Origin of the sequence: Vibrio sp. VP6 (genome assembly GCF_028823755.1) — a bacterium.
GTDB lineage: Bacteria > Pseudomonadota > Gammaproteobacteria > Enterobacterales > Vibrionaceae > Vibrio > Vibrio parahaemolyticus.
Window position 1 is genome coordinate 1 of the sequence record NZ_JAPEID010000072.1, and the last position, 6,154, is coordinate 6,154.

Below are 6,154 nucleotides of genomic sequence, written 5' to 3' on the forward strand. Positions count from 1 at the left end.
CAACTTTAGGAGGTTTGGTTTCTCGTCTGAATTACGCAACAAAGCCGCAACCAGAATTAACTTCCAATTGTTGAACAAGTCCGAAACTACTTTATACAGTAAATTATGCGGTCTGATTCCATGAGAACTCTGACGAGTTCAAATGTGAGCATGTTACTTCACTATGTTATGCTCTAACCCAATATGCGACTAGTTGAAATTTTTATTGGGATTTGTAATGCCTAAGAAAAGTAACTTTGAAGATAAAGAGAAAGGTCTCCGTGAACGAATCATAAGCAGTGCTAAAAGAGCTATTGCTTTAAGATCTAAAGACCGAGAGTTTCATGGTTTAGAAAGGGAGTTCTACAATTACCAAGCAAAGATGATTGTAGAATATGAGACAACAAAGGATATCAAGCATCCACGAGATGTAGGCAACGCTAGAGAATCAATCCTCAGAGAGTTTTTGAATAATGGGTGTTTACCTAAAAAGTATTCTGTTTCTTCTACTAACGTAAGGGTAGCCTCTCCATCGGGTCATCTTAGCCATGAAATGGACATCGTCTTGTATGATGAGGATGAACTAATCACACTAATGAATAGAAATAACGTGTATGAGGTTTATCCAGTAGAAAATACATATGGTGTAATTCAGGTTAAATCAAAGCTAACCACAAAAGAATTAAAATCAGGGCTAGACAACCTTAGGTCATATAAGAAGCTGAACCCTCAAGGTTTTGGAATATTATTTTCTTATTGTAGTGATATGAACTGGGATCTTATTGTTAAGCACCTAAAAGTCTATGCAAGTGAAAACTCTAGTGACCACTACCCAAATTTTATATTCATATTAGACAGAGGTTTCTTTGCATTTGCTTCCGATGGTAAAGCTGAGTTTTTAAGCCATAAGATTGCTAAAATGGACAATGTGGATATACACGGATTTCCTGATAGACAGCAGCAAAACCTCTATCAATTTCAGTTGATGTTGCTTGAATTATGCAGAACTAGTAAGACTTCACTTCCTCAAATGCAAAATTATTTTAGTCTTCCTCTTATCAGTGAGGAGCAATCCTACAGGTTTGCACTAGGAAGTTTTGCTGAGTTTGGTTCTTGTAAAGAGCATGGTGATTATCCTAGAAAGATATCTAGTCAGAGCTTAACCAAGATAACAGACTGGTGTAAAGCTCGCGAGCCTATAAATGGGGTTAAAGCAACACACTTAGCTTTTAACATGCCAGAGGATGAAGAGGCTTATGCAAGACAGCCAAGCCTAGTTTATATCTATAATCCAGAAGCTCTTGCACTGTCAGATATTCTTAAGCATGACAACGAATATGGAAATTACATCGTTCCTTCAATCGCTTATGACATCATAATATCCAATAATATGTGTATATGGTTGCCCTATTACTATTCTATTAAAGAAGAACTTATTTCCAATTGCCCCAAATGCCCTAGTTTATTAGATCAATTAAAGGAACCAGAGTAAGTGGTTGAGATAGTTTAGCCTGCGATGTGAAGGCTGATGGTATGCGTTTCTATACTAAAAGTTATCCGAAAAATCAGAATTCCCTAAGTGTCGTAACTCGGAACTGTCCAAAACCTTGTTATAAACTACTCTAAAGCCCTGTCACTAACAATACCCTGTTATAAACTACTCTAAAGCCCTGTCACTAACAATACCCTGTAACGTTTACGCAATGCATTTGCTTTACACTACAAAATGCACTGAACTACAGAATATGCCCTTGTATACCTCATGCGAACCATAAAAAAACGCCCCACATTTTAGTTCGATAATTATTGATTTATAACTCTACGCAAACCAAAATCAAACACCATACTCAAATCGAACCAGCGATAAGCAACCATGCCCATAAAAACCTATTTACGCGCTTCCACCACAGACCAAGATGCCGACCGAGCAAAAAACGAACTGCAAGCATTTGCTCACGAACACAACGTTCGCATTGCCAGTTTTTACACTGAACAATTATCAGGCGCTAAATTAGAGCGGGCTGAACTGGCTCGTTTGATTGAAGGCTCGCATCGAGGTAGTGTTTTACTCATCGAGAAAGTCGACCGTTTATCTCACCTCCCCTTTGAACAGTGGAAAGAACTCAAACAAAAGCTAGTTGAAATATCGTTGTACTCGATCAACCGATGACACACGCTGTTCTCAGCCATAGCGATCAACAAACATCCATGATTTCCCGAGTATTAACTGAATTCATGATCGATTTAGCGGCGGCGATGGCCAGAGACGACTATGAGACTAGGCGAAAACGCCAAGCACAAGGGATAGAGAAAGCCAAAACACTAGGAAAATACCAGGGGCGAAAACCTGATTTGAAGCTGAGAGAAAACATTCAGCTTTTACTTACAGAGGGTAAGAGCTGGTCGCAAGTACAAGAACTATTAGGGTGTAGTAGGTCGACTATTGCGACAGTAAAGAAATTAACTTCCACATCGCTGTCAGATACTATAAACAATTGACATTTTGGACAAATTTTTCTCAACGGTAGTAAGTTACAAACATCTGTAGGTATTATTAGTGGACGGTTTAGTTTTAGAGCTTCAGAGAGATGCGCTAAACAAGACAGTTTCTGTTGCAGATTTGCTCAGAAAAGCTTTAGTCGTATCGAAAAAGCTTCAAATAATTGAAATGGAAGCTTGGATTTGCAATGAATTACGAGGATACGAAAATATTGAGGCAATCGTACCTGATTACCGTAAAATAAGAGGGGAAGTAATCTTATTAATAACCAATTTGGATTGATAACAAAGATGAAATATAACCTTGTCGATTTTGATGACGATAGCGTATTGGATGTCCACCTAAATTTAATAGGAATGGACAAAACACCAGAGAATAGAAAAACATTGAAAGTAATAGGAAAGGAGTTAGCCTTACTTTTTGGCAGAGAAGACATCCGTCATATTGAATTAGAGACTTATCTCTCGCGCCCTGCAAACATGGTTCGTCTTATTTAATCATGCCGCTCGGCACAAACTTACAAGGCATTTGCATGAAACCTTACCAGTCGCTTTACCATGAATTATTTCGAGCGCCCAAACGCCCAGAAACACCTGAAGCTTTCGTCGCATTTATTGATGCACTCTGCCACTTTCATGGTGTCCAATTGATGGACGCCAACCGTGGTTACCTTCGCGGAGACAGTGCTGGGGCACCTTGCCTCGTATTTAAAGCACCAATCTCACAGGTAAAACGCATCAACGCACTACTGATGGAACTTAACACCCTAAATCTTCACCATCACTGGACATTAACTGGAAAATTAGACGGTCTAAATCAGCTTTTTTTTTTCGCTTATCGTCACCAGAACTTGATGAAGCCGTAAGAACCAATGACGTATCCATGTTGGTGACAATGGGCTGGCATCGAAAACGCATCGACTCAGAAATAAAGCTCCTCACCGCACACATGAATGAAATGCAACCTTACGCAACAAAGCAACAGCTCAAAGATGGATTGATGAGTGATTGTCAATATACTGAGCATTTCTAACGCTCAGGCACCATTTTTGTTTTGCGCTTTAATGGACTTTGTTGCTGACACAAAACACAGCATAAGTAATTGGATATATTCGTAGAAGTAGAAATAAAGAAGAACGCAGCACCTAATGAGCTACAATGCATTCCCTCCAAAGCCTAGCCATGCGGAGCTAAATCCAAAGGCGTCGAAAGTCACTTGTCGTTCTGGAAAATATAAAGTAACCGTCTCTTCCTTGTTTAACAAATCAATAAGATATCGCGTACCGTGATTACTTCTCGGGGTCATAATCAGTTGGCCTTTGGAGCAAAACACCATGTAAGAAATATTTCTTTTATCCGTTTTTATGTAGGAAGTCGTATAACTTGAACTGGATTTACAAGAATAGGGTGAAAAAATGTAAATTCGACGTTCTCCGGTCTTGGATAATAATATTGATATTTTATAGATGCTAAACGTATTAGAGTCCGTTTTACTTCTAAGCTTAACGAGCGTTTCATTGTTCGTATCACTAAAGTTTTCGCTGAAAATCATATCGAACTCAGGGTAAAGAGTTGCTATTGTCTCATTGTTACTTATAGCTAAGTCTATTTGCTCTTTTGCATAACACGAACACACAAAAGGAATAATCAACATTAAAAACAATAATTTCATTAAAATTATCCATCACCGCATGGGTAAAACAAAAAATTATTTTATCATTTGATGCATAAAAACACATTTTGGTCAAGGTAACGATGCTACGCATCGAGCAAGGGCGCCATTAATTCATTGATATTCTTATCATTCAGAATGCACTATCCTTCCCCTTTCGAAAATAATTCAACTTATCAGCACTCTCATGAAAAAAGTAAAACTCGGATTCTATGCCGTAAAATTCGGCTCTGTCGCGCTTTGCCACGGCGCATCCTTGGTTGTTACTCACGATAAAAGCACGCTGCAAGAGCTGGCTCAGGTCAACAAAGGGCATGTTTACAAACCGTTTATTTGCATCATGTACTGGACGACTTAGCTCTTGGCGCTGAGTATGATTTTGATACGCCAGCGTTCAATGTACTCAAAGAGCACATTGAACTAAATAAGTTTACGCACCACGTCCTAGATGAAGCAGAGCCCATCTTTCATCGCGAAAAACTGGCCAACTAAGCCACTCAACGTTTTTACGTGGTTCAATACTCCGGTCGCAGACGCCGTCATACCCCAAAAGAATTTATTCCGCGAGCAACGAGGCTCCTTTTTGAAAAGGACAATGCGTGAGAAAAGGCACTTTGGAAGCACGTCCAGACCTTCAGTCTTTGGCAAATCACTTGCGTTGAGCGAATGTTAGCGTGTGGCAGTAACATAATTGGCGGCAGACACACTACTGAAGTGGGCGAAACAGCATGGGCTTGAAGTTGGTATATTCGGCGCACTCTATAACTACGGTCGCGGTCTCAACTGGCATCCGCACATTCACTTATCCGTGACACGAGGAGGGTTATCTACTTTAAAAAGAGGCATGTGGAATACCACTGGCGCCGATGTTTAATCGGTCACTCCGACAAAAGTAAGGCGAGCTCAACTTGTCGACATCGAGCACAAACCACATCCAGGACTCTCGCCAATGGCACTTCTTCTTAGAGCGTCAATATCAACGTTACTGGAACATCCATTTTGTAAGGAAAACACAAGAGCTAAAGCAGACGGTAAATTATCTGGGACGTTACCCGAAGAGCCCATCGATATCCGCATCGAGACTGCGACATTACAGCGGAAGAACGGCGGTGTTTAAGTATCTAGACCATCGAGATGGGAAGTACAAAACGAAGGTGTTGACGAAGGAAGAAATGATATTACGGTACATAAGTCATATCCCGCAGCACCATTTTAAAATGGTGCGTTATTACGGTTTTCTGTTCAACAGAAAACGAGGACGCCTACTGCCTCTGGCGTATTTAGCTCTGGGAGAGAAAGCGAAAAAGCAGCCAAAGCTGCTCACGTATGCGAAGCAATACAAAGGCTTTACGGGTAATAACCCGTATCAGTGTGTTGTGTGGAAACAGAATGGTGTTTACTGGTTTTACATCGGGTTCAAAAAATCGAGAGTTACTGGATAATCGCCGAATGAGCATGCGCGAATCTCGGCGTCTTGGCGTCTTGGCGTCTTGGCGTCTTGGCGTCTTGGCGTGCCAGCCTAGGATAAGCCTATCTAAAATCAGGGAAATAGGCGCAAAAGCAAGCAATTAGCTGGTTAAATCATCACTGTTCCAATTTATGTTCAGAGCGATCACACCTCAAGCACTCTTTTATCTCGTCCGTTACGTTCATGGTTAGGATTGAAGTTCCTAACCATTAAGTAATTTTATTAGCAATCACTCATTTAACAGTATAGATAAATAACGAACTTATAACACTGTCGTCGCGAATCAAACTGTTGTATGGCACTACTAATTCCAGACAAATATGGTGGTAACATGCAGTAATTAGTTTCAACAAAATATTGTTATTTTTTTGCAAACTACAGCAAATTCAATCCGAGCCTATACATAATTAAATAAAGAATGAAGACAGAGTTATATTTACCCGTTACCGTACCGTTGATTATTTATTTCTATTATATCTGGAATTTTATGGGCTTTGTTGCGTAATTCAGACGAGAAACCAAACCTCCTAAAGTTG

At 40.0% G+C, this 6,154-nt stretch carries 6 protein-coding genes and 1 pseudogene; all 7 read left to right on the forward strand.

The window, feature by feature from the left end; genetic code table 11:
* Positions 1 to 217 precede the first annotated feature (217 nt).
* Complete coding sequence (locus OU793_RS23130; RefSeq protein ID WP_023623178.1) at positions 218 to 1,471, forward strand: DUF6602 domain-containing protein; 1,254 nt, start codon at positions 218 to 220, stop codon at positions 1,469 to 1,471.
* 381 nt (positions 1,472 to 1,852) lie between these two features.
* Complete coding sequence (locus OU793_RS23135) at positions 1,853 to 2,149, forward strand: recombinase family protein (RefSeq protein WP_023623179.1); 297 nt, start codon at positions 1,853 to 1,855, stop codon at positions 2,147 to 2,149.
* A gap of 387 nt (positions 2,150 to 2,536) precedes the next feature.
* Positions 2,537 to 2,761: a hypothetical protein gene (locus tag OU793_RS23145; protein WP_025789152.1), complete on the forward strand. Its 225-nt coding sequence runs from the start codon at positions 2,537 to 2,539 to the stop codon at positions 2,759 to 2,761.
* An 8-nt stretch (positions 2,762 to 2,769) separates the two neighbouring features.
* Positions 2,770 to 2,976, forward strand: coding sequence for a hypothetical protein (locus tag OU793_RS23150; RefSeq protein WP_023623181.1), 207 nt, complete (start codon positions 2,770 to 2,772; stop codon positions 2,974 to 2,976).
* Positions 2,977 to 3,011: 35 nt separating this feature from the next.
* On the forward strand, positions 3,012 to 3,344 hold the full coding sequence (locus tag OU793_RS23155) for a hypothetical protein (RefSeq protein WP_159404405.1): 333 nt from the start codon (positions 3,012 to 3,014) through the stop codon (positions 3,342 to 3,344).
* A 993-nt stretch (positions 3,345 to 4,337) separates the two neighbouring features.
* A complete protein-coding gene (locus OU793_RS23160; RefSeq protein ID WP_224067182.1) occupies positions 4,338 to 4,508 on the forward strand; it encodes a hypothetical protein in 171 nt (56 codons plus the stop codon).
* A gap of 152 nt (positions 4,509 to 4,660) precedes the next feature.
* Positions 4,661 to 5,638 (forward strand): annotated as a pseudogene (locus OU793_RS23165) (transposase); the annotation flags it as partial.
* Positions 5,639 to 6,154 lie beyond the last annotated feature (516 nt).

What these genes read in the sequence shown, in the direction of transcription:
- OU793_RS23155 (WP_159404405.1), top strand. Translation starts at nt 3,012, where the DNA reads ATGAAACCTTACCAGTCGCTTTACCATGAATTATTTCGAGCGCCCAAA.
- OU793_RS23135 (WP_023623179.1), top strand. Translation starts at nt 1,853, where the DNA reads ATGCCCATAAAAACCTATTTACGCGCTTCCACCACAGACCAAGATGCC.
- OU793_RS23130 (WP_023623178.1), top strand. Translation starts at nt 218, where the DNA reads ATGCCTAAGAAAAGTAACTTTGAAGATAAAGAGAAAGGTCTCCGTGAA.
- OU793_RS23160 (WP_224067182.1), top strand. Translation starts at nt 4,338, where the DNA reads ATGAAAAAAGTAAAACTCGGATTCTATGCCGTAAAATTCGGCTCTGTC.
- OU793_RS23150 (WP_023623181.1), top strand. Translation starts at nt 2,770, where the DNA reads ATGAAATATAACCTTGTCGATTTTGATGACGATAGCGTATTGGATGTC.